The organism is Tenacibaculum aiptasiae, from assembly GCF_965221665.1.
Taxonomy (GTDB): Bacteria; Bacteroidota; Bacteroidia; order Flavobacteriales; family Flavobacteriaceae; genus Polaribacter; species Polaribacter aiptasiae.
Genome location: NZ_CBDCSN010000003.1, coordinates 1,138,036 through 1,157,963 on the forward strand (window position 1 = coordinate 1,138,036; position 19,928 = coordinate 1,157,963).

Annotated in this window: 21 protein-coding genes; 9 read left to right on the top strand and 12 right to left on the bottom strand. The window is 29.3% G+C overall.

The genetic code is table 11. From position 1 onward, the window contains the following. Positions 1-75 precede the first annotated feature (75 nt). Positions 76-885, bottom strand: coding sequence for a M48 family metallopeptidase (locus ACOQN8_RS16760; RefSeq protein WP_235274762.1), 810 nt, complete (start codon positions 883-885; stop codon positions 76-78). Between the two features lie 125 nt (positions 886-1,010). On the opposite strand from ACOQN8_RS16760, the gene ACOQN8_RS16765 reads away from it, so the two are divergent. Genes ACOQN8_RS16765 through ACOQN8_RS16780 form a run of 4 tightly spaced genes read left to right on the top strand, consistent with a single transcriptional unit; the run spans position 1,011 to position 3,518 of the window. Further along, positions 1,011-1,886 (top strand): alpha/beta hydrolase, encoded by an 876-nt coding sequence (locus ACOQN8_RS16765; protein ID WP_420553564.1) that lies wholly within the window; start codon positions 1,011-1,013, stop codon positions 1,884-1,886. Then, positions 1,883-2,359 carry a peptide-methionine (R)-S-oxide reductase MsrB gene (gene msrB / locus ACOQN8_RS16770; protein ID WP_420553565.1) on the top strand — a complete coding sequence of 159 codons (477 nt, stop codon included), beginning with the start codon at positions 1,883-1,885 and terminating at the stop codon, positions 2,357-2,359. The genes ACOQN8_RS16765 and msrB overlap by 4 nt, the downstream gene beginning before the upstream one ends. A gap of 49 nt (positions 2,360-2,408) precedes the next feature. Beyond that, positions 2,409-2,963 (top strand): DUF1572 family protein, encoded by a 555-nt coding sequence (locus tag ACOQN8_RS16775; protein WP_299122957.1) that lies wholly within the window; start codon positions 2,409-2,411, stop codon positions 2,961-2,963. 21 nt (positions 2,964-2,984) lie between these two features. Continuing rightward, the gene (locus ACOQN8_RS16780) at positions 2,985-3,518 is read left to right on the top strand and encodes a GNAT family N-acetyltransferase (protein WP_420553566.1); all 534 of its coding nucleotides are present in this window, start codon (positions 2,985-2,987) and stop codon (positions 3,516-3,518) included. Here the strand turns inward: ACOQN8_RS16780 and ACOQN8_RS16785 are convergent. Genes ACOQN8_RS16785 through ACOQN8_RS16800 form a run of 4 tightly spaced genes read right to left on the bottom strand, consistent with a single transcriptional unit; the run spans position 3,515 to position 7,738 of the window. Further along, the gene (locus ACOQN8_RS16785) at positions 3,515-4,270 is read right to left on the bottom strand and encodes a LytR/AlgR family response regulator transcription factor (protein ID WP_420553567.1); all 756 of its coding nucleotides are present in this window, start codon (positions 4,268-4,270) and stop codon (positions 3,515-3,517) included. The two genes, ACOQN8_RS16780 and ACOQN8_RS16785, sit on opposite strands and share 4 nt — an antisense overlap. 4 nt (positions 4,271-4,274) lie before the next feature. Further along, complete coding sequence (locus ACOQN8_RS16790; RefSeq protein WP_420553568.1) at positions 4,275-5,297, bottom strand: histidine kinase; 1,023 nt, start codon at positions 5,295-5,297, stop codon at positions 4,275-4,277. Beyond that, positions 5,294-6,328, bottom strand: coding sequence for a sensor histidine kinase (locus ACOQN8_RS16795; RefSeq protein ID WP_420553569.1), 1,035 nt, complete (start codon positions 6,326-6,328; stop codon positions 5,294-5,296). Before ACOQN8_RS16795 ends, ACOQN8_RS16790 begins: the two co-directional genes overlap by 4 nt. Positions 6,329-6,382: 54 nt before the next feature. Further along, positions 6,383-7,738, bottom strand: coding sequence for a hypothetical protein (locus tag ACOQN8_RS16800; RefSeq protein WP_420553570.1), 1,356 nt, complete (start codon positions 7,736-7,738; stop codon positions 6,383-6,385). A 144-nt stretch (positions 7,739-7,882) separates the two neighbouring features. Between ACOQN8_RS16800 and ACOQN8_RS16805 the strand changes: the two genes are divergently transcribed. From ACOQN8_RS16805 to folD, 3 genes are all read left to right on the top strand, one after another. Continuing rightward, positions 7,883-8,407 carry a DinB family protein gene (locus ACOQN8_RS16805; protein ID WP_420553571.1) on the top strand — a complete coding sequence of 175 codons (525 nt, stop codon included), beginning with the start codon at positions 7,883-7,885 and terminating at the stop codon, positions 8,405-8,407. A gap of 110 nt (positions 8,408-8,517) precedes the next feature. Next, positions 8,518-9,846 carry a signal recognition particle protein gene (gene ffh / locus ACOQN8_RS16810; protein ID WP_150899598.1) on the top strand — a complete coding sequence of 443 codons (1,329 nt, stop codon included), beginning with the start codon at positions 8,518-8,520 and terminating at the stop codon, positions 9,844-9,846. A gap of 69 nt (positions 9,847-9,915) precedes the next feature. Beyond that, positions 9,916-10,794: a bifunctional methylenetetrahydrofolate dehydrogenase/methenyltetrahydrofolate cyclohydrolase FolD gene (gene folD, locus ACOQN8_RS16815; RefSeq protein ID WP_150899599.1), complete on the top strand. Its 879-nt coding sequence runs from the start codon at positions 9,916-9,918 to the stop codon at positions 10,792-10,794. A 78-nt stretch (positions 10,795-10,872) separates the two neighbouring features. Here folD and ACOQN8_RS16820 read toward each other — a convergent pair whose 3' ends face one another. From ACOQN8_RS16820 to ACOQN8_RS16840, 5 genes are all read right to left on the bottom strand, one after another. Further along, a complete protein-coding gene (locus ACOQN8_RS16820) occupies positions 10,873-12,597 on the bottom strand; it encodes a thiol-activated cytolysin family protein (protein ID WP_420553572.1) in 1,725 nt (574 codons plus the stop codon). Positions 12,598-13,121: 524 nt separating this feature from the next. Continuing rightward, complete coding sequence (locus ACOQN8_RS16825) at positions 13,122-13,709, bottom strand: DUF4252 domain-containing protein (protein ID WP_272149561.1); 588 nt, start codon at positions 13,707-13,709, stop codon at positions 13,122-13,124. Between the two features lie 72 nt (positions 13,710-13,781). Then, positions 13,782-14,288 carry a DUF4252 domain-containing protein gene (locus tag ACOQN8_RS16830; RefSeq protein WP_150899602.1) on the bottom strand — a complete coding sequence of 169 codons (507 nt, stop codon included), beginning with the start codon at positions 14,286-14,288 and terminating at the stop codon, positions 13,782-13,784. A gap of 42 nt (positions 14,289-14,330) precedes the next feature. Beyond that, positions 14,331-14,816 (bottom strand): hypothetical protein, encoded by a 486-nt coding sequence (locus ACOQN8_RS16835; protein ID WP_235274748.1) that lies wholly within the window; start codon positions 14,814-14,816, stop codon positions 14,331-14,333. Further along, entirely contained in the window at positions 14,803-15,312 is a 510-nt protein-coding gene (locus ACOQN8_RS16840) for an RNA polymerase sigma factor (protein WP_150899604.1), read from the bottom strand. The genes ACOQN8_RS16835 and ACOQN8_RS16840 overlap by 14 nt, the downstream gene beginning before the upstream one ends. Positions 15,313-15,469: 157 nt before the next feature. On the opposite strand from ACOQN8_RS16840, the gene ACOQN8_RS16845 reads away from it, so the two are divergent. After that, complete coding sequence (locus ACOQN8_RS16845) at positions 15,470-16,918, top strand: S41 family peptidase (protein WP_420553573.1); 1,449 nt, start codon at positions 15,470-15,472, stop codon at positions 16,916-16,918. 36 nt (positions 16,919-16,954) lie between these two features. Here ACOQN8_RS16845 and ACOQN8_RS16850 read toward each other — a convergent pair whose 3' ends face one another. Beyond that, on the bottom strand, positions 16,955-17,848 hold the full coding sequence (locus ACOQN8_RS16850) for a DUF72 domain-containing protein (protein WP_420553574.1): 894 nt from the start codon (positions 17,846-17,848) through the stop codon (positions 16,955-16,957). Between the two features lie 4 nt (positions 17,849-17,852). After that, on the bottom strand, positions 17,853-18,806 hold the full coding sequence (locus ACOQN8_RS16855) for a patatin-like phospholipase family protein (RefSeq protein WP_150899607.1): 954 nt from the start codon (positions 18,804-18,806) through the stop codon (positions 17,853-17,855). 48 nt (positions 18,807-18,854) lie between these two features. On the opposite strand from ACOQN8_RS16855, the gene ACOQN8_RS16860 reads away from it, so the two are divergent. Next, the gene (locus ACOQN8_RS16860) at positions 18,855-19,898 is read left to right on the top strand and encodes a WD40/YVTN/BNR-like repeat-containing protein (RefSeq protein ID WP_420553575.1); all 1,044 of its coding nucleotides are present in this window, start codon (positions 18,855-18,857) and stop codon (positions 19,896-19,898) included. Positions 19,899-19,928 lie beyond the last annotated feature (30 nt).

Sequence of the window (19,928 nt, forward strand, 5' to 3'; positions counted from 1 at the left end):
ATTCTATTCTTTATACAAAAAAAACCGTTCAAAAAAATGAACGGTTTGCAATATAATATAAATTATTGAGTGCTATTATTTTTTAGCAGGCACATTGTATTTTGCTGCTAAACTCCTTGCTTCAGGTAAAAATGCTCTCAATGTTTTAATACGCTCTTCATTTGAAGGGTGTGTACTTAATATTTGTGCAGGCTGTTTACCTTTAGATCGTTGACTCATTCGTACCCATACTTCAGCAGCTTCTTCTCCATTATATCCAGCCATAATCATAAAAACTAACCCTAACTTATCTGCTTCCGTCTCATGCTTTCTGCTAAAAGGTAACATAACTCCTACTTGAGAACCTATACCATATGCCATATTCCAAATTTTAGCATTCTCACTATTTTGAGTCCCTAAAGCCACTGCTGCACCACCTAATTGTTGTAACTGTCCAGTAGACATACGCTCTTGTCCATGCTTAGCAAAAGCATGAGCTACCTCATGTCCCATAACAGCAGCTACACCATCTTCATTTGCACACATTGGTAAAATTCCTGTATAAAAAACCACTTTTCCTCCTGGTAAACACCAAGCATTTACTGTTTTGTCTTCTATTAAATTAAATTCCCATTTATAAGCATTTGCTTCTGCTACCATTCCATTAGCTCTCATAAATCGATCAACAGCTGCTGAAATTTTCTTCCCTACTCTTTTTATCTGATTTGATTTAGCTACATTTTTAGACAGTTTATTTTTTTCTAAAAATCCTTTATACTGAGCAAAACTTGCTGGAAGCACCTGAGAATCACTTACAAAATTAATACGTTTCCTTCCTGTAATTGGCACCGTGCTACACTGTATTAAGAATACTGTTAAAAAAGCTAAGGCTATACTTCTTTTCATTATTAATGTTTTTATTTGTTTGAGTTATATAATTATGACACATCATTCAAAATAATGTCACAATTTTAGAACGCTTTATATCATTTAAAATTACAAATTCTATCTTTATCCAAAAAATCAATTTCATGAATTTTATGAATTCAAATATATTTCCTCCTAGTTTAACAATTCCTAAACCAGTTATTGCTATCGCTAAGTTTACACAATTTTTTTCAACTTCTTTAACTGCTAAACTTGCTTCAAAACTTTTTATAACTCCTATTGGTTTTTCAATACCAAAAAGAGAAAAAGTAATGTTGGAAAGTGCTCAAAAGAAAACGATAAATGTACCTTCAATAAATCAAAACATTCAAGTTTTATCTTATGGATATTCCAAAAAGAAGGTTTTATTAGTTCATGGTTGGGCAGGTAGAAGTACACAACTATTTATGATTGCCGATAAACTTTTAGAAAAAGGATACATGGTAATTTCGTTTGATGGACCAGCACATGGAGCATCGACTGGAAAAACTACTATGATGCCTGATTTTTTAGATACTATTAGTGAAATTGATCAACAGTTTGGGCCTTTTGAAGCTGCTGTGGGACATTCTTTTGGAGGAATGTGTTTATACAATAGTATTGATAGAGACAGTTTTAATATTAAAAAACTAGTTACTATTGGTTCTGCTGATAAAATTTCAGATGTGATTCTAAATTTCACCAACAACTTAAAAGTGAAACCAATAGTTGCTAAAAAGATTAAAGCTAAATTTGACAAACAATGGCAAACTAATATTGATAAACATTCTTCAAGTACTGTAGCAAAAAGCGTTTCAATTCCAACTTTAGTTATTCATGACTCTCAAGATGGAGATGTTCCTGTAAGTTGCGCACAAAACATTCGTCAAAATTTAAAAAGCGGAAAATTACTCATTACACAAGGTTTAGGGCATACTAAAATTTTGCGTGATAAAAATGTAATAAACCGTGCCGTTAATTTTATTATACAAAACGAATGAAACAATTATTAGCTATCTTATTTTTAGGACTTTTTATTAGCTGTGCAGGAAATGCTCAAACTAAAAAAAGTAAAAAAAAGTACAAAGTTGAAAAAACAGCTTCTGAGTGGAAAAAAACACTGACTCCAAAACAATACTATATACTTAGAGAAGCTGGAACAGAACGCCCATTTAGTAGTAAATTAAACAAAGTTTATTCTAAAGGAACTTATGTATGTGCAGGTTGTGATACTCCTTTGTATAAATCTGAACACAAATTTGATTCTGGTTCTGGTTGGCCTTCTTTTGATAGAGAAGTAAAAGGTAATGTTGAACTGGATGTTGATTATAAAATAGGATATGCTCGTACTGAGTTAAAGTGTAATACTTGTGGTGGACATTTAGGACATTCTTTTAACGACGGACCTCGAGATACTACAGGAAAGCGTCATTGTATTAATGGAGCTGCTTTAAAATTTATTCCAAAGAAATAAATTCAAAAAAACAACGTAAATTAGAGCTAATTAAACTAGCTCTTTTTTTATGGATACATCTTACTTAACTAGCGTTAAAAAACAATTTGAATACTATAAAAGTTTAGGCGATAAAACTTTTATTCAGCTTACTGAAGAACAATTTTTTTGGCTTCCAAATGCTGATGATAATTCTATAGCTATTATTGTAAAACATATAGCTGGAAATATGCTTTCTAGATGGACAAATTTTTTAACCGAAGATGGTGAAAAAGAATGGCGAAATAGAGATGATGAATTCATCAACTCTTTTACCACCAAAGAAGAAGTTATTGCTTATTGGGAAAATGGATGGCAATGTCTTTTTAAGGCTTTAAATTCTATAACTGAAGAGAATTCTGACACTATTGTTTATATCAGAAACCAAGGACACACAATTACTGAAGCTATAAACCGACAATTATGTCATTATTCATATCATGTAGGACAAATAGTATTCTTAGGAAGGTTACTTCTAGGTAAAAATTGGCAATCATTATCTATAGCAAAAAATGCTTCTAAAGATTATAATGCAGAGAAATTTTCAAAAGAAAAATCACGTACACATTTTACCGATGATTTATAAGTAAAATTATAAATTTGTCTTATGCAAAACTATCTTTTTACTTCAGATCGTTTAGGTTTTAGAAATTGGACAAATTCTGACCTTGACGCTTTACATGAGATTAATTCTAATCAAGAAGTTATGCGTTATTTTCCTACTATTTTAAAAAAAGAGCAAACGCTAGACTTTATTCATCGAATGCAAAAACAATTTAATGAAAAGGAACTTTGTTATTTTGCTGTAGAAATAATAGAAACTAAAGAATTTATTGGTTTTATTGGTCTTTCTGAACAAACCTATGCTGCCGATTTTAATCCTTCTATTGATATTGGCTGGAGATTACATCCTAGTTTTTGGGGCAAAGGTTATGCTACTGAAGGAGCTAAAAGATGCCTTGAATATGGTTTTTCTCAACTAAAACTTAAAGAAATTGTTTCTGTTGCTCCTATAATTAATACTCCTTCAATTATAGTGATGGAAAAAATAAATATGAAAAAAGTAAAAGAATTTAAGCATCCTCTTTTAGTTAACTTTCCTAAAATAGAAGTTTGTGTTTTATATAAAATTAGTGATTAATTACCTTCAAACCAGCTTTTAAAATCAGATACTTTTTCTCTACTTACAATAATTTCTTTCTCTACATTTACTTTAGGAGTTATTTTTAAACGACTATTTGAGTATACTATAACATCTTCAACTCCATTAAGACTTACAATAAAAGTTCTATTTACTCTAAAAAATTCTGAGGGCTCTAAAACTTTAATTAAGTCTTCAAGCTTATAATCTAAAATATACTTTTTGTTTTCTTTAGTTACTAAATAAACTGTTCTTCCTTCAGCATAGAAAAGCAATATATCTGTAGTTTTTATAGAATGAATATGATTACCTAAACGAACTAAAAATCGATCTTTTGTTTTTAATTTTGTTACACTACTTTTTACTTTATTGATAGCTTCTTCATTTACAAACAAACTTTCCATTGTTTTTAGTTTCACCATTGCCTTAGATACATCGGTAAATGTTATTGGTTTTAGTAAATAATCAATACTATTTACTTTAAATGCATCTATTGCATATTCATCAAAAGCGGTAGTAAATATTACTGGCTTCGTTATTTTTACTTGATTAAATATCTCAAAACTCAAACCATCTGTTAATTGAATATCCATAAAAACAACATCATAATCAATTCCTTTTTCAAACCAAGTTACTGCGTCTACTATACTACTTAGTTTTATTAAAACAGATACATTTGAATTATACTTTAGTATATATCGCTCTAACTTTTCTGCTGCTAAATGCTCGTCTTCTACAATTACTATCTTCATCTCTTTAAGCTTTTTCTATAGTTAATTTTGGTAGTAAAATTTTTCTCATTGCACTTGTTTCTTCTATTTGAATCTCATAAGTACTATAAATACTAAAAACTCTTTCTATTTCTTTTAAATTTTCAGGTTTAAACTGTGTTGTAATCTTATCATTCGGACTATATTCAATAACCCAATAGTTTTCCTCTTCTTTAAGAGAAATCTCTAATATTAAAGAAGAAGTTATTGTTGTTCTTACAATTTGTTCTATAACAAACAACAAACTTTTAGGTACTGTTAGAAAGTTAGACGCTATTTCATTTATTAAAACTATATTTCTATAGGGTAAATAATTAAACAAATTAATTAATTCGTTTACTATTTCTATTTCCTCTTCAATAGCTACTAATTGTTTTTTGTTACTTGATAATATGTATCTATAAATAGTTGCTAAATAATCTATGAAATCGTCTGCTTTATTTTTTTCTTGTTGTATAAGAATTAACAATACCTCTAAGCTTTCAAATAACAATTTAGGGTTTATACCTTGTTTAAAATCTATAAAATCGGCCTCTATAATTTGTTTTATTTCCTGCTCTTTAAATAGTTTTTCTGTATTTGTTTTATGTAAATACTGATTGCTTATAAATAATAAAATATAAATAAGTGTTACTACACTGAAAACACTATTAAAAAGCCATAATTCTTCTGAATTTGGTGAAAAACCTAATACTTGTTTATAGTACACTGTAATAGACACACTAACTATTATAATGCATAAAAACAGTGAAACAATTATTTGCAATCCTATATTCAATAAGATACTTTCTAACTTAGGTACTTTTTTAAAAAGGATAAGTAATATTCTAGAAAACTCTTGAACAATGTATGATAATCCTATGCATACATACAGTTCTTCTCCTAAAAATTGCTCTTGTAATTGTGATACATTGTTATTTACTAGCAGTATCAGTAAATAAATAACGGCCCCACTAAATACTGGACTTAGTAACCTAAATAAAGGTTTATGGATAAATAATTTTTTCATCGTATGATAGGTATTTTAACAACAAAATTATTTCCATTGGTTATGATAATTCCTTCACCATGTAACAATAAGTATCTAGAACTAATATTTTTCAATCCAATTTTAAAAGAGCTTACCTTATATGGCATTGAAGTTATATTATTTTGAATAGTAATATGTTTTTGATCTGAAGTAATATGAATAGACAATGGTTCTTCATTACTCATAGTGTTATGTTTTACCGCATTCTCTATCAACATTTGCAATGTTAAAGGTGGAATTTTAGTTTCTAATAAATTATCATTTATTGAAATTTCACAACTAAATTTATTTTCAAAACGAGTTTCAACTAAATAAATATAAGAATGTACAAACTCCAATTCTTCTCGTATTGTTATTAATTTTGAATGATAACTTTTTAAGGTATAATCGTACATTTTTGCCAGCTTACGAATAAAAAGCTTAGCTCTAGTTTCATCTTTATAAATTAATGATGAAATTGTATTCAAACCATTGAATAAAAAATGAGGACTCAACTGAGATTTTAAAGCATTTAATTGTAATTCTACTTGCTTTCTCTCCTGCTTTACTTCTTCTACCTGTAAAGAAGCATAAGAATAATAAGAATAAAGAGCAAAATATATTATTTGATATATAATAGTTAGTATAAATAAGAGTATTCCTAATTTTATAAATACTGGTTGATATTTACTTAATATACCTTCGATGTCAGAAAGGTTATAAATACTAAAAAGAATAAAAAACAACGAAAAAGACAATACAAAATGCGTTATAATTCCTAATAACAATCGAGTTCCAACTTGCTTTTTCCAAGGAACACTTTTATCTAAAAGTTTTGTTATTAGATAACAACCATACCCTATAACTACACCACTAAGTGCTGTTAGAAAAAATTGAGATAGTGTAAAATCTTGCTGCTCACTAACTAGTAAATAATACCCTAGTAAAGCTCCAATTAAAGCTCCTAATAAAGTTATGAAAAAATGTTTTTTCACTTTAGGTTGATTGATTAGCTGATTGATTTTTTGCATGAAACTAAGGTAAGTAAATTTCGTTCTGAATATTTACTTACCCCAGTGAAGTTTTTAATAAATAGCCTTCATAGCTCTTCCAAAATAGGTATCAGAACTTATTGATTTAGCTACATTCATGTAAGCATCTTTTACTCTTTGACTACTATTCTTTACTTGAGAACCGAAAGCAACCAAAGAACTCGATAGATAATTATTTGAACTCATGCTCTTCTTCATAGATTCAAATGTTTTTATCAATTGACTTTCTGTTAATCTCTTCTTTGCTAATTTTTTATAAATTCCAGAAGCGTAATAATCAGAACTCACATTTTTAGATATTAATTCTAATAATTTATCTAATGATTTATTATCTAAATCTTTTTTTAGTAATTCTTTTATAATGTTTGATGCATAATGATCAGATCCCACATCGTCCATAGAAGAAATAAAAGTATCATAGTTTTCAGAAGATAAATTCTTCTTTTTTAAAGCTTTCTTTAAAACTTGCGCTTTATAATAATCAGAACCAATACTTTTTGAAAGTTTCATAATTTTATCCATATTCGACTTATTCAACTCTCTATTTTTTAGAATATCTGATAAAACTTGCGATAAATAATAGTCCGAACCAATACTACTTGAAATTTGTAATAAATCTGTTAATTGATTATCTGAAATTCCATCAGTTTTTATAGCTTTTCTTAATACTTGCGATAAGTAATAATCAGATTTTATGTTTTCTGAAGCTCTGATATAAGCCGATAACGTTTGTGAATTACTTAAAAATGCTTTTTGATTTTTTTGCAATGTTTGCGATAAATAATAATCAGACTTTATATTCTTTCCTGCCGACTGTAATACTTTAACTAAAGCATCATTATTTAAATCTTTTTCTAGTAAGAATCCGAAGTATTTAGACTGCACAAAATCACTTTGTAACTCTCTAATTTCAGCCAATACAGCATCTACTCCTCCTTTATTATAAAATCTATTTACCCTAGACTCAGCCGCTATTGCTGTAGTTCTTACTATTTCTGGTAAAATTTCAGCTAACCATGCTTTTCCTTCAGGATTATATGCTTTTTCATTCCACCCTACATAATATCTTTTGTTCAACTTTCCACTTTCAGCTTCGATAACAATTTTTCGTTTTTTACCAAAACTCGATTTTTTTATTTCAATAAAACCTCCTCTTGAAATAGCTATAATATCTTTATCGTCATCAGATAAAGTAATATCTCCTTCGTATTCTACACTAAAGTTATTTTTATTATTCTTTACATTTATTTTATGTACTCCATTTTTTGTTGAAGTAACATGTGTATAGTTATCCGAAGTACTTCTTTGTGCAAAAACAAAAGTAGTACTAAACACAAATAAGAAAGCTGCTAAACTTATTGTTCTTTTTAAATTAAATATTGATTTCATAATGTTTATTTTTCATTTGGATACTTCAAAAGTATTTCCTCATTGGAATAAAAAAAAACTCAATGTAGTGAACTGCAGAATTTATGTATTCAATTGTATTTCTTTTTAAATTTCATATTTTTAAACCTCTAAATAATGTTATTTATGAATAAAGAAGGTATAGTTAATTTACTAGAAGAAAAGCATCAGGAATTATTTAAATGGATAGAAAACCAATCAGAAGATAGTTTTGAAAAAGGCCCTGAAGGTAAATGGACTTTAGGACAACATACGGTTCATTTAGTAGATTCTATAAAAAAATTAAACACAGCTCTAAGTATTCCTAAATTTATTCTCAAATATAAATTTGGCGTTTCAAATCGTGCACTTCGTTCATACGATGAAATCTCAAAACGCTATCAAGAAAAACTTTCTAAAAATCTTGATAAAGCTAGAGAATTTAATAGTTCAGTAAAAACACCAAGCAAAAAAAAGTTTCAACAACTACTTACTACTCTTCAAGTTCAAAACAAAAAATTACAGTATAAAACACAGCATTGGAAAGACAAAGATTTAGATAATTTAATTTTACCACACCCCCTAATGGGAAAAATGCCTGTTCGTGAAATAATTATGTGGACAGCCTATCATACTGATCATCACCTGAATATTTTAAAAGAGAAACATTAATTTTAATTTTTCTATTTAAAATTAAAAATATTCAGATAAACTGCTTATAAAAACCTACAGTCCTAACAACTAAATTATTATATTTGTGCCTCTAAAAATGAAGTAGACACATGTTTAATAATTTAAGCGAAAAGTTAGATAAAGCGTTACATACGCTGAAAGGACACGGAAAAATTACCGAAGTTAATGTTGCTGAGACACTAAAAGAAGTTCGTAGAGCTTTATTAGATGCCGATGTTAACTTTAAGATAGCCAAAGAGTTTACTAAAAGAGTACAGAAAAAAGCCATAGGACAAGATGTATTAACTACATTAAATCCTGGTCAGTTAATGGTAAAGTTAGTTAAAGACGAATTAACTGAATTAATGGGTGGAGATACTGTTGGTATCAACTTAAAAGGTTCTCTTACGGTTATTCTAATGTCTGGTTTACAAGGTTCGGGTAAAACAACCTTCTCTGGTAAATTAGCTAACTTCTTAAAAACAAAGAAATCTAAACAAGTTTTATTAGTAGGATGTGATGTTTATCGTCCAGCCGCTATTAATCAATTACAAGTTGTTGGAGAACAAATTGGTGTTGATGTTTATGCTGAAGAGGGGAACCAAAATCCTGTAGAGATTTCATTAAACGCTATTAAGCATGCAAAAGCAAACGGTAAAAATGTAGTTATTATAGATACCGCTGGTCGTTTAGCTGTTGATGAAGAAATGATGAATGAAATTTCTAACATTCATAAAGCTGTAACTCCACAAGAAACATTATTTGTTGTAGATTCTATGACAGGTCAAGATGCTGTAAATACAGCAAAAGCATTTAACGATGTTTTAAATTTTGATGGTGTAGTACTTACAAAATTAGATGGTGATACACGAGGTGGAGCTGCATTATCTATTAAAACGGTAGTAAACAAACCAATAAAGTTTATCGGTACAGGTGAAAAAATGGATGCAATTGATGTATTCCACCCTGATCGTATGGCTGATCGTATTTTAGGAATGGGAGACGTTGTTTCGTTAGTAGAACGTGCTCAAGAACAATACGATGAAGAAGAAGCTAGAAAATTACAAAAGAAAATTGCTAAAAATCAATTTGGTTTTGATGACTTTTTAAGTCAAATACAACAAATCAAAAAGATGGGTAGCATGAAAGATTTAGTAGGAATGATTCCTGGTGCTGGAAAAGCATTAAAAGATGTTGATATAGACGACAATGCTTTTAAAGGGATTGAAGCTATTATTCAATCCATGACACCTCTTGAAAGAAGTACTCCTTCTACTATAAATGCAAGCCGTAAAAAAAGGATTGCTAAAGGTTCGGGAACCTCTGTACAAGAAGTAAATCAACTGATGAAACAATTCAACCAAATGAGCAAAATGATGAAAATGATGCAAGGTGGTGGCGGAAGAAAAATGATGCAAATGATGAAAGGTATGAGATAATATAAAGAGAAGTTACGGCTTCTCTTTTTTTTATATACAACTTAACAACAAACCCACAACACACTAAAAATGATTTTACTAGACGGTAAAAAAACATCCGCCAACATTAAAGAAGAAATTGCTCTAGAAGTATTAGAATTAAAAAACCAAGATAAAAAAACACCTCATTTAGCTGCTGTAATAGTAGGTAATGATGGAGCGAGTTTAACCTATGTAAATGCTAAAGTAAAAGCTTGCGAGCGTGTTGGTTTTGAATCGACTTTAATTAGATTACCTGAAGAAACTACTGAAGAAGAATTATTAAACGAAATAAATATTTTAAATGTTGACAATGATATCGACGGTTTTATAGTTCAACTTCCTCTACCCGATCACATTGATGAACAAAAAATAATAATGGCTATAGATCCTAATAAGGATGTAGACGGTTTTCATCCAACTAATGTTGGAAAAATGGCTTTAAACTTACCTACTTTTATCTCTGCTACACCTTTTGGTATTTTAGAATTATTAGATCGTTATAATGTAGAAACTAGTGGTAAAAATGTAGTTGTAATTGGACGTAGTCATATAGTTGGAAGTCCAATGAGTATATTACTATCTCAAAAAAGAAAAGTAGGTAATGCTACAGTTACTTTAACTCATAGTAGAACTCAAAACTTAAAAGAAATAACTTTACAAGCTGATATTATTATAGCAGCTATTGGTATTCCTGAGTTTTTAAAGGCAGATATGGTTAAAGATAATGTAACTGTAATTGATGTTGGAATCACTCGTGTTGCCGATCCTTCTAAAAAAAGAGGTTTTCGTTTAGTAGGTGATGTTGCTTTTGATGAAGTTTCTAAAAAATCAGATTTTATAACCCCTGTTCCTGGTGGAGTTGGACCAATGACTATTGCTATGTTATTAAAAAACACCTTACTATCAGTAAAAAATAAACAAGCTTAGTTTTTAAACTACTATATAAAATATAATGGAGATGTTATTAAAAGTAACACCTCCATTTTTTATTTATTTATTTAAAGTTTAATCTAAAAAGTAAATATTATATAATAATGAAATTCTATCATATTCACCTCCATAATATCCATCAATAGAATTTAAGAATTCAAACTTACTACCATTATTTGTATTTGGTACCGTAATTCTTTTATTACGACTATCATGACCAACCCATTCTTTACTTTCAGCATTATATTCATATATAATAACTGCAGTACCTCCATCATCTTGAACTACATATCTAGCATCAGCTTCACCAGCTACGGAAACAATTCTAAAACGTTCACCATTAATCTCATCTATTTCAAAATCTATAAACTTACTACGATTCCAAATGTTTTTTGTCGTATTAAAACCGTAAAAATCTCTTACTGAATGTTCTCTACCAAACCCCCAGTGGATTGAAGAATCTACATTATACCAAGTATTAGTACTTTCATTATATTTTTGCACACTGAATGATCCAAATAATTCTAATCCCGAAGTACCATGATCATATCCCCAATAATTAGTTGAAACAGTTAAAGGATTAAACCTTACCTTTCTTCTAGTTACTAATTCGCAGTCTCTTTGGGTATATTTAACATTACTAGTAACTTTAAATGGAGCGTTATTTGACACATAATTAACCTTATATGAAATTGGGTATCCTGGGTTTGTTCTCGATACATTTGCTCCTTTTTCTAAGAAAGAATTTATAGCATTTAAATCACCTGCCATGGCTCTTAACCCTGCAGTTATACCAGGTTGAGCGTCACCTCCTATTTGTTTAACCTTTACTGTAGTATTTTGCAATGTTTGACTATATTTTGTAGAAGCGTCAGCCGTTATTGAACCTATAGCACCTTTATATGCAAAATTTAATGCAGCCGATACATTTCTTGCACTTTCAGATGATTCATAAATCAATGTGAATAATCTACCATAAGTTACCGATTCAACATAACCAGCTGGGTTTATATCTACATTTGAAACATCACTTTTAAAATCAGTTATATAAGGAGCTAAATCGTCTGGTGTTACATTAGTATTATACCAACCTCTTTTACCAATTAACTGTGCTTTAGGAGTAACTGTTGCTGTAAAAAAGCGTTGTTTTAATGTTACAACATAACGAGTTTTTTGTTCATTAAAATTGATTCCTAATTGTCCCGCAACATCTACTCCATATCCTGAGTATCCAGCTTTTAAAGCAAATTGTAAATCACTTGCATTGTGAACTCTTTCTATAGAAACTTCAAACGCCGCTGGAAAGCTAGCACCAGAGTCATAGTAATTCCCCAGAATTCTATTTAACTCATTTCTAACAGTACCAGGAGAAGGGCTTCCCACTACTGTAGAAGTTGATGCAGCTGTTCCAGAAATGACGTCTAAACCTATTTCTATTGAGTTTCTATCTTGATCATAAAAAGGCACAGATGTTGGCGCTCCATTTTGAATTGATCTAAGAGCGACTATATTACCAGGCCATAATAAACTACCATTAGGATTGATTAAGAAAAAATCTGAATCGGTTTTATCAAAACTTACCTCTTTTTCTACACAGTTAGCTTCTACTTCAGATCTTGAGGCTCCATTACTTTTTATTTCTTTAATTTTTACGTTACTTATTCCATCTGGAATGTCATCGTTTAAAAATTGTCCTTTTGACAGTTCTAAGTTTTTTTCTACTAAAACTTCATCATTTTTACATGATACAACCATTGCTAAACACAATGAAAGTATTGTATATCCAATATATTTTTTCACGTTGAAAAATATTTTTTTGTTAATTATAATTTTGATTTAATAAAAAATAAGGGAAACAAATCAGCCAAACCGTTTGTTCAAAAAGGTATTCCTACCGAAGTAATTAATCTCTTTATGCTATATTTCTAAGAAATGAAATATTTTCATAAGTAGACTTTACACAATAATGAAGTTATATAGCTTCATTATGTAATTCAATTGCATCCGGGGGGCTATGCTATCGCTTATTTTTTCAATAACCAACTATAATTTATAGATGACTAGTATACTTAACTAAAGTTTAATTATTGGCTGCCAAAACTACAGCTTTATATCTAAAAAACAACACTTTAATGAAAATTATTTATTTTTTTTCTAAAAAAATTACAAATCCCCTATTAAAACAAGGGTTTCCATAAATTAATTTTAAATAAAATATTTTTAATTTTTTGATATTTTAATTAAAAAAATTCTATAAAAACAAAAAAACAGCTAAAATGTATGCATACATTTTAGCTGTCTTTAATTTAAGTTTAGAATTATAATTATTCTGTTACTTTTACTTTAATCTCTTTTCTTTCTTCCGATTTTATAACATTTTCCCCTAAGATAGATTTGAACTTTCCAAAATCTAAATTCTTTTCATCTAATTTAGACTTTTTCATCATATCCATAATTTTTGCAGGATTCATATTATCTCCTAAAAGACGAGCAATTCCTACTCCCATTTCTTTGCTATACCCAAAAGCAATAATTTCATCAATAGCATCTGCTTCACCTGTGTAATAAATCACTGCTGTTGCTCCATCTTTTTTGAAATTTATTAACCTTTTATAATCAGAATTCTTAAAAATCTCTTTTAGTTTATTCTTTTCAGCTTCATAAGTAGCCTCATCGGTATCTTTAAAAGGTAATCCTGTAACATTTATTTTACGAATACTTTCGTAAGCTTTTTTATCTTCCTCTGATGCGTTATCTGCACTTAACTGTAAAAGACTAGCAGGTAAATCAAGAGAAATAAATCCTTTTTTGTCTTGGCTTTCTACTAAATAACCTTGTAATGATTGTTCTTTTTTACAGGAAATAGTAGCAAATGCCACTAATAATAATGAATATATAAATAGTTTTTTCATCAGAGTATTTTTATTGATTAGCAAATAGAAGTTGAGATTTTCTCAACTTCCATTTTTGTTATTTGGTTTTAATTATTTCTTTTTATCAGAATATTTACTAGCTATTTTAGATAATTTATTTACATCAATATCACCAGTTAAAGAAATAATAGTTGAGCTTAATTTACCATTTTTATTTCCTTTGTTAGAGTTTTTTACAAACATTAACACTTCACTAACAATATCTTTATTTTTAGTAGCTTTCACGTAAATTTTCACTCTAGATCCTTTGTCTTTAACTCTCATTAATTGTGTTAAATTAGATCCTTTAATTGCCGAATTCACCATGCTTTCCATTCTTGAAGCAATGTTAGAATCTTCCGTTGAAAACACTTTTAATTCGTTTAATCCTTTTGCAGTATTAAAAATTTCCATGTCTTCAGATTTAGCATCTGGGAATTTTTTAATTAATTCAAAAGCATCTTTTGTTATAACAACTGATGACACTTCATCAATATCTTCTAATTTATCAAACAATGATTGTCCAAAACTAAAATTTGCTGTGATAACAAACGCGAATAATAATATTATTTTTTTCATGATTTTCTTAATTTAAAAGTACTTGGTTTACTTGTGGTTTACTTAATAATTTACTTTGTTTATAACTTTGTTTACAGTTTCTCCGTAGGTATTCAATTGTTCAATGGCTTCATTTCCTTTGTTTAAGTTGTTTGAAACTGCATACAATGCTTCGTTTCCTTTGTTTAAATTGACTGAAACCATTTGCAACGCTTTTTTTACTTCCGTAAACTGTGCTAGCAATTGTTTCTCTTGTTGATGCTCATCATACCTTTGTTTTCCTACAAAAACACTAAACAATAAGACTACTGACGCTGCTACTGATAACCATTTCCAGTTCTTCTTAGTTTTCTCAGGTTTTAACTGAATGGTTTTTGTAAAGGTTTCATCTTTGCTTTGTTTAAAATACCCGAAAAGCATACTGTATTCTTCTAAATGTGGTGCCACATTTCCTGAAGTAAAGTAGTCTTGTAATACTTGTTCTTCTTGAAGAGTTGTTTCTGCCTCTAAGTATTTATCTACTAATTTTTCTATGTTAGCTAACTCCATAGTTATGTTTTTTTATTAGTTCTTGTCTTATTGTTTTTCTTGCTCTTGATAAGGCTACTCTAACAGCGGTTGGTTTCATGTCCACCATTTTGCAAATCTCATCAAAATCGTATTGTTCTATATCTCTTAACTGAATAATTATTTTCTGTTGTTCAGGTAATTTTTCAATTAGTTTATGTACTTGGTTTACACTATCATTATGTTCTACTCTCTTGTCTAAAGACGTATCTTTTTCTTTATAATTACTATGAACTAGTGTTAAATTACTAGCTTGCTTTGATTTTAATCGATCGTAGCAATAATTTTTCGTCATCGTCATAGCAAATGCTTCGACATTTTTGTAATTAGACAATTTCTCTTTGTTTCTCCACAATTTAAAATACAATTCTTGCGTAGCATCTTCAGCTTCCTCTCTGGAAACCAAAAGTCTTTTTGCTAATCGAAAGACTTTGTCTTTAAATGGTAGTACAACTTTTAAAAAGTCTGATTGGTTCATTGTTTAGTTAATTAGTTTAATGTAAAATCCTATAAATTCGTTTATTATTTTAAGGTTTACATAACTACGACGACGTAGTTACAAGTTTGTTACATCAATTTCAAAAAAAATAATATTATTGATTAAATTGCGTTGTATTATAGCTAATATATTCCATATGAAATTACTTAAAGTATTTTTAATTGCCTTTTTAATAGTATCAATAACCTCTTGTAGCGATAAAGATGATACTCCAGCAAATATTCAAATCCCTAACTTTGTTTGGAAAGGTTTGAATGCTTATTATTTATGGCAAGATCAAGTTCCTGATTTATCTGATAGACGTTTTTCTAACGATCAAGAACTATACAGTTATTTATCTACTAAAAATGATCCTGCTGCTTTTTTTAGCAGCTTATTATATATGCCTAATGAATATCCAAAAGATCCTAATAGAACTTATTCTTGGATTGTTGATGACTATGTTGCTTTGGAACAAGCTTTTCAAAGTAATCGTTTAACTACTGGTATGAAAGTTAAGGGGAAAAGTTTTTCAGATGGTTCTGGTGGTTATTATGTTTATGTTTATGATGTTGCTAAAGGTTCTAATGCAGAAACTAATGGAGTTACAAGAGGAATGCTAATTACTCAAGTAAATGGTACTACTATTACTGAAGCAAATGTTAATTCATTATTTAACAATGATTCATTTACTATCCATTTAGCTGACTATAACGCTGGAAATCCTGTTGCTAATGGAACAACTATTTCATTAACCAAATCGCAATTAATTGAGAACCCAATAAAAGAAGCTAAGGTTATTACTAGCGGTAGTAGAAAGATTGGTTACATTATGTATAATCAATTTTCTAATTCTTTTGATGGTGACTTAAACGCTGAATTTTTAAAATTTAAAAATGATGCTATTGACGATTTAATTATTGATTTAAGATATAATGGTGGTGGTTCTGTACAAACTGCTGTTTATTTAGGTAGTATGGTTACTGGACAATTTAAAGATGAACTTTTTTCTAAACAAGTTTGGAATAGTAAAGTAATGGCAGTAACTAACCCTAATCAGTTAATCAACAATTTTACCGATCAAATTTTAAATAAAGACGCTAGCGGTAATGTAGTTTTAGATGAAGCTATTAATAGTTTAAACTTAGGTACAGTTTATTTTATAGTATCGGATAATACTGCTTCTGCTTCTGAACTTATAATAAATGCTTTATCTCCATATATTGATGTAAAATTAGTTGGAGTTCAAACTTATGGTAAACACGTAGGTTCTATTACTTTATATGATTCTGAAAACTTTAGAAAAAATGGTCCTAATTTTAGAACGAATCATACATGGGCTATGCAACCTATTGTTTTAGAAATTCAGAACAAAAATGGAGAAAACAAACCAGAAGGTTTTATTCCTGAAGTAACTTTGGAAGAAAACCCTGGAAACTTAGGAGTTATTGGTGATCCTACAGAACCTTTATTACAAAGAACTATTCAATATATTACTACAGGTTCTAAAGGTTTTCCTTCAGCACTAACAACAAGAACTCATACTCCTTGGAATTCATCTATGAGTAATATTGATTACAACAACATGTATGTTGATTTAAAATAAAAATAAAAAGACCAGCTTTAAAGCTGGTCTTTTTATTTACAACAAACTCATTTGTTGACCATTATCTTCGTTTGGTATTTTTAAATTAATACTTAATTCTTTATTCAATTTCTTAATAAAATGTGCTGCTAATAATGGAGATTCTACTTCTAAATTCTGATGTATAAAAAAGTGAATATTCTCCAAACCTAAATCAACCCATTCTTTTAATCTTACAACCCAATCGTCTAAACGAGTGTAATCTGATACATGATTAGCTCCTACATATCGTACAAACGCTTCGTTATTAGTTAAACGCATATGAGCCATATCTCTTCTTCCTGCTGTGTCAACTAATACATTGGCTATCTGATTTTCTTCTAACAACTTTGTAAACTCATCAAAAATAGATGAATCTTCATACCAATCTTTGTGTCTTAATTCTACTGCTAGTGGAATTCCTTTTGGCCAGCTTACAACAAAGTTCTTTAGTGCTTCAAAGTTTTTAGGCCCAAAATTAGAATGCATTTGTAAAAAAATAGTCCCTAACTTTTCTTTTAAATGTGCCGAATTATCTAAATACAAATTAACTGCATCTTGTACACCTTGTAAACGTTTCCAATGACTTATCTCCTGCCCTAACTTAGGGAAAAACTTAAAGTTTTCAGGTGTTTTCAATCTCCATTTATCAAATTGTTCTGCTGAAAATTGACGATAAAAAGTAGCATTCAACTCTATCGAATTGAATTGCTTAGAGTAATATACTAATTCATCTTTAGTTCCTCTAGGATAAAAACCTTTTAAATCGGCCTTGTTCCATTTAGCACAACCTACATAAACATTCAATTCATTTGCCTTCTCTTGAGAACTTAACAAATCAACTGTTTTTGTATGTGTAACAGGTAATGAAAAATCTATTAATTCTGGATGATCTACCTTTCCAAATTTCATAAAACTAAGAGTTTTCTAATCCTTCTTCTATTTCTTGATTATCTATCATTTCAGGTCTAAATTCACTCATTTTTTCCTCATTCAATCTTTTAGCATATTTATAACCAGACTTCCACCATTTTTTCATCTTCTCTTTCTCAAAAACTAAAGAATTGGTTGTTAGAACGGTAGGTGTATAATATAGATTCAATTTTACATCATGCTGTTTAGCAGATAACTTCCCTATAGTAATATTATGTTTTTCAACATTTTCTAGCATAAAATCGAAAGTATCCATCATTAAAGAAAATGGATTTCTAGCTGGTAATCTATTTATTTGAGTAACTTCAGTAGCTAAAATAATAGCATCTACTTCTTTTGCTCCTCTTAAAATAGCTTCTCTAATAGGAACTAAACTACCAAAACCACCATCTGCATATTGACAATGGTCTTTTTCTAACAAACTCATAAAAGGAACATAATTGCACGAACCCCAAACCCAATCGCAGAAATCATCATAACTACAATCTAAAATAGATTTATATTCAATTTGATTGGCTGTTAAATTAGAAACCGTTACTACAACATCTTTATTAGCTTTTCGTATTTGGTGGTACATCTTTTTAGTAACACTTTTTTTTATCAGCTTTCTTAGATTCTTACTTTCTCCAAAAGTTTTTCGTCCATTTAAAAAATTCCAAAAAGTATTTCTGTGTCTAATAGAAATTACTTTGGCGCCATTTACTTTTCTAATTTTAAAAGGACTGTTACTAAAAATAGATTTTTGGTCTACTGAAGTATAAACATCTTTTAATTCATCAACCATCCCTAAAGCTAGGTGTGAAACCATTAAACTTCCTGTTGAAGTTCCTAAAAACATATCGTAATCCTTTCCTTTTTCTTTCATTAAATATTGAGCAACGCCACCTGCGAATGCTCCTTTACTTCCACCTCCAGAAATTACTAATGCTTTCTTCATAGAATTAAATTGATTTATCTATTTTTATTTCTGTAAAAATATCAAAAAATGAAACGAATTTCACTTTTAATTTTAGTCGTAATTATTTCTTTTTCTTGCAAAAAAGAGTATACTCCTAGAAATATAAATTCAGTAAAAATAACTGAATATAAACAAGATAGTATTAGTATTCGTGCTATACAAGTAATTTCCGAAAACGAATTATTATACGCTGGTTCTAAAGGTGCTCTCGGTTTAACTCAAGACGGAGGTAAATCTTGGGATATAAAACGGCTAAATTACAATGATTCTATCATTCCTAATTTTAGAAGTATTGCTATGAACAAAGAAGGAGTTTTTGCTCTTTCAGTTGCAAATCCTGCTTTGTTATTTAAGGTGAATCTAGAAAAAGATACACTAGTTTACAAAGAAGAACATGAAAAAGTATTTTACGATTGTATGAAATTTTTTGATGATGGCTTGCATGGAATTGCTGTTGGAGACCCTACAGAAAATTGTCCTTCTATCCTATTAACTATTGATGGAGGTATAACTTGGTCAAAACTTCCTTGTGAAAAACTTCCAAAATTTGAAGAAGGAGAAGCCTTTTTTGCTGCAAGTAATACCAATATTGCTATTATAAATAAAACCGTATGGATAGCTTCTGGTGGTAGCAAAGCTAGAATTTTAAAGTCTGTAGATTACGGTAACACTTGGGAAGTTTACAATACACCAATTGTACAAGGTGATGGCCCTCAAGGAATTTATTCTATTGATTTTTATGATGAAAACAACGGTATTGCTATTGGGGGAAACTATTCTAAAGAAGATGATAATTATGCTAACAAAGCTATTACCAAAGATGGTGGTAAAACATGGACTATTGTTGCAAACAATCAAAACCCTAGTTATAAAAGTTGTGTACAATATGTACCAAACACCAATGGGAAAGAAATTTTTGCAGTAGGTAAAACAGGAGTTTCTTTTTCTAATGATGGTGGAATCTCATGGAAAGAAGTTAGTAAAGATAAATACTACGCCATTCAATTTGTTGATGAGAATACAGCTTGGCTTTCAGGACATGAAAAAATTGGAAAATTAATACTGAATTAGAAAATTAAAGAGGTTTTAAAAAACCTCTTT

Coding starts and splice junctions, on each gene's coding strand:
- ACOQN8_RS16760 (WP_235274762.1), bottom strand. CDS start 885: ATGAAAAGAAGTATAGCCTTAGCTTTTTTAACAGTATTCTTAATACAG.
- ACOQN8_RS16765 (WP_420553564.1), top strand. CDS start 1,011: ATGAATTTTATGAATTCAAATATATTTCCTCCTAGTTTAACAATTCCT.
- msrB (WP_420553565.1), top strand. CDS start 1,883: ATGAAACAATTATTAGCTATCTTATTTTTAGGACTTTTTATTAGCTGT.
- ACOQN8_RS16775 (WP_299122957.1), top strand. CDS start 2,409: ATGGATACATCTTACTTAACTAGCGTTAAAAAACAATTTGAATACTAT.
- ACOQN8_RS16780 (WP_420553566.1), top strand. CDS start 2,985: ATGCAAAACTATCTTTTTACTTCAGATCGTTTAGGTTTTAGAAATTGG.
- ACOQN8_RS16785 (WP_420553567.1), bottom strand. CDS start 4,270: ATGAAGATAGTAATTGTAGAAGACGAGCATTTAGCAGCAGAAAAGTTA.
- ACOQN8_RS16790 (WP_420553568.1), bottom strand. CDS start 5,297: ATGAAAAAATTATTTATCCATAAACCTTTATTTAGGTTACTAAGTCCA.
- ACOQN8_RS16795 (WP_420553569.1), bottom strand. CDS start 6,328: ATGCAAAAAATCAATCAGCTAATCAATCAACCTAAAGTGAAAAAACAT.
- ACOQN8_RS16800 (WP_420553570.1), bottom strand. CDS start 7,738: ATGAAATCAATATTTAATTTAAAAAGAACAATAAGTTTAGCAGCTTTC.
- ACOQN8_RS16805 (WP_420553571.1), top strand. CDS start 7,883: ATGAATAAAGAAGGTATAGTTAATTTACTAGAAGAAAAGCATCAGGAA.
- ffh (WP_150899598.1), top strand. CDS start 8,518: ATGTTTAATAATTTAAGCGAAAAGTTAGATAAAGCGTTACATACGCTG.
- folD (WP_150899599.1), top strand. CDS start 9,916: ATGATTTTACTAGACGGTAAAAAAACATCCGCCAACATTAAAGAAGAA.
- ACOQN8_RS16825 (WP_272149561.1), bottom strand. CDS start 13,709: ATGAAAAAACTATTTATATATTCATTATTATTAGTGGCATTTGCTACT.
- ACOQN8_RS16830 (WP_150899602.1), bottom strand. CDS start 14,288: ATGAAAAAAATAATATTATTATTCGCGTTTGTTATCACAGCAAATTTT.
- ACOQN8_RS16835 (WP_235274748.1), bottom strand. CDS start 14,816: ATGGAGTTAGCTAACATAGAAAAATTAGTAGATAAATACTTAGAGGCA.
- ACOQN8_RS16840 (WP_150899604.1), bottom strand. CDS start 15,312: ATGAACCAATCAGACTTTTTAAAAGTTGTACTACCATTTAAAGACAAA.
- ACOQN8_RS16845 (WP_420553573.1), top strand. CDS start 15,470: ATGAAATTACTTAAAGTATTTTTAATTGCCTTTTTAATAGTATCAATA.
- ACOQN8_RS16850 (WP_420553574.1), bottom strand. CDS start 17,848: ATGAAATTTGGAAAGGTAGATCATCCAGAATTAATAGATTTTTCATTA.
- ACOQN8_RS16855 (WP_150899607.1), bottom strand. CDS start 18,806: ATGAAGAAAGCATTAGTAATTTCTGGAGGTGGAAGTAAAGGAGCATTC.
- ACOQN8_RS16860 (WP_420553575.1), top strand. CDS start 18,855: ATGAAACGAATTTCACTTTTAATTTTAGTCGTAATTATTTCTTTTTCT.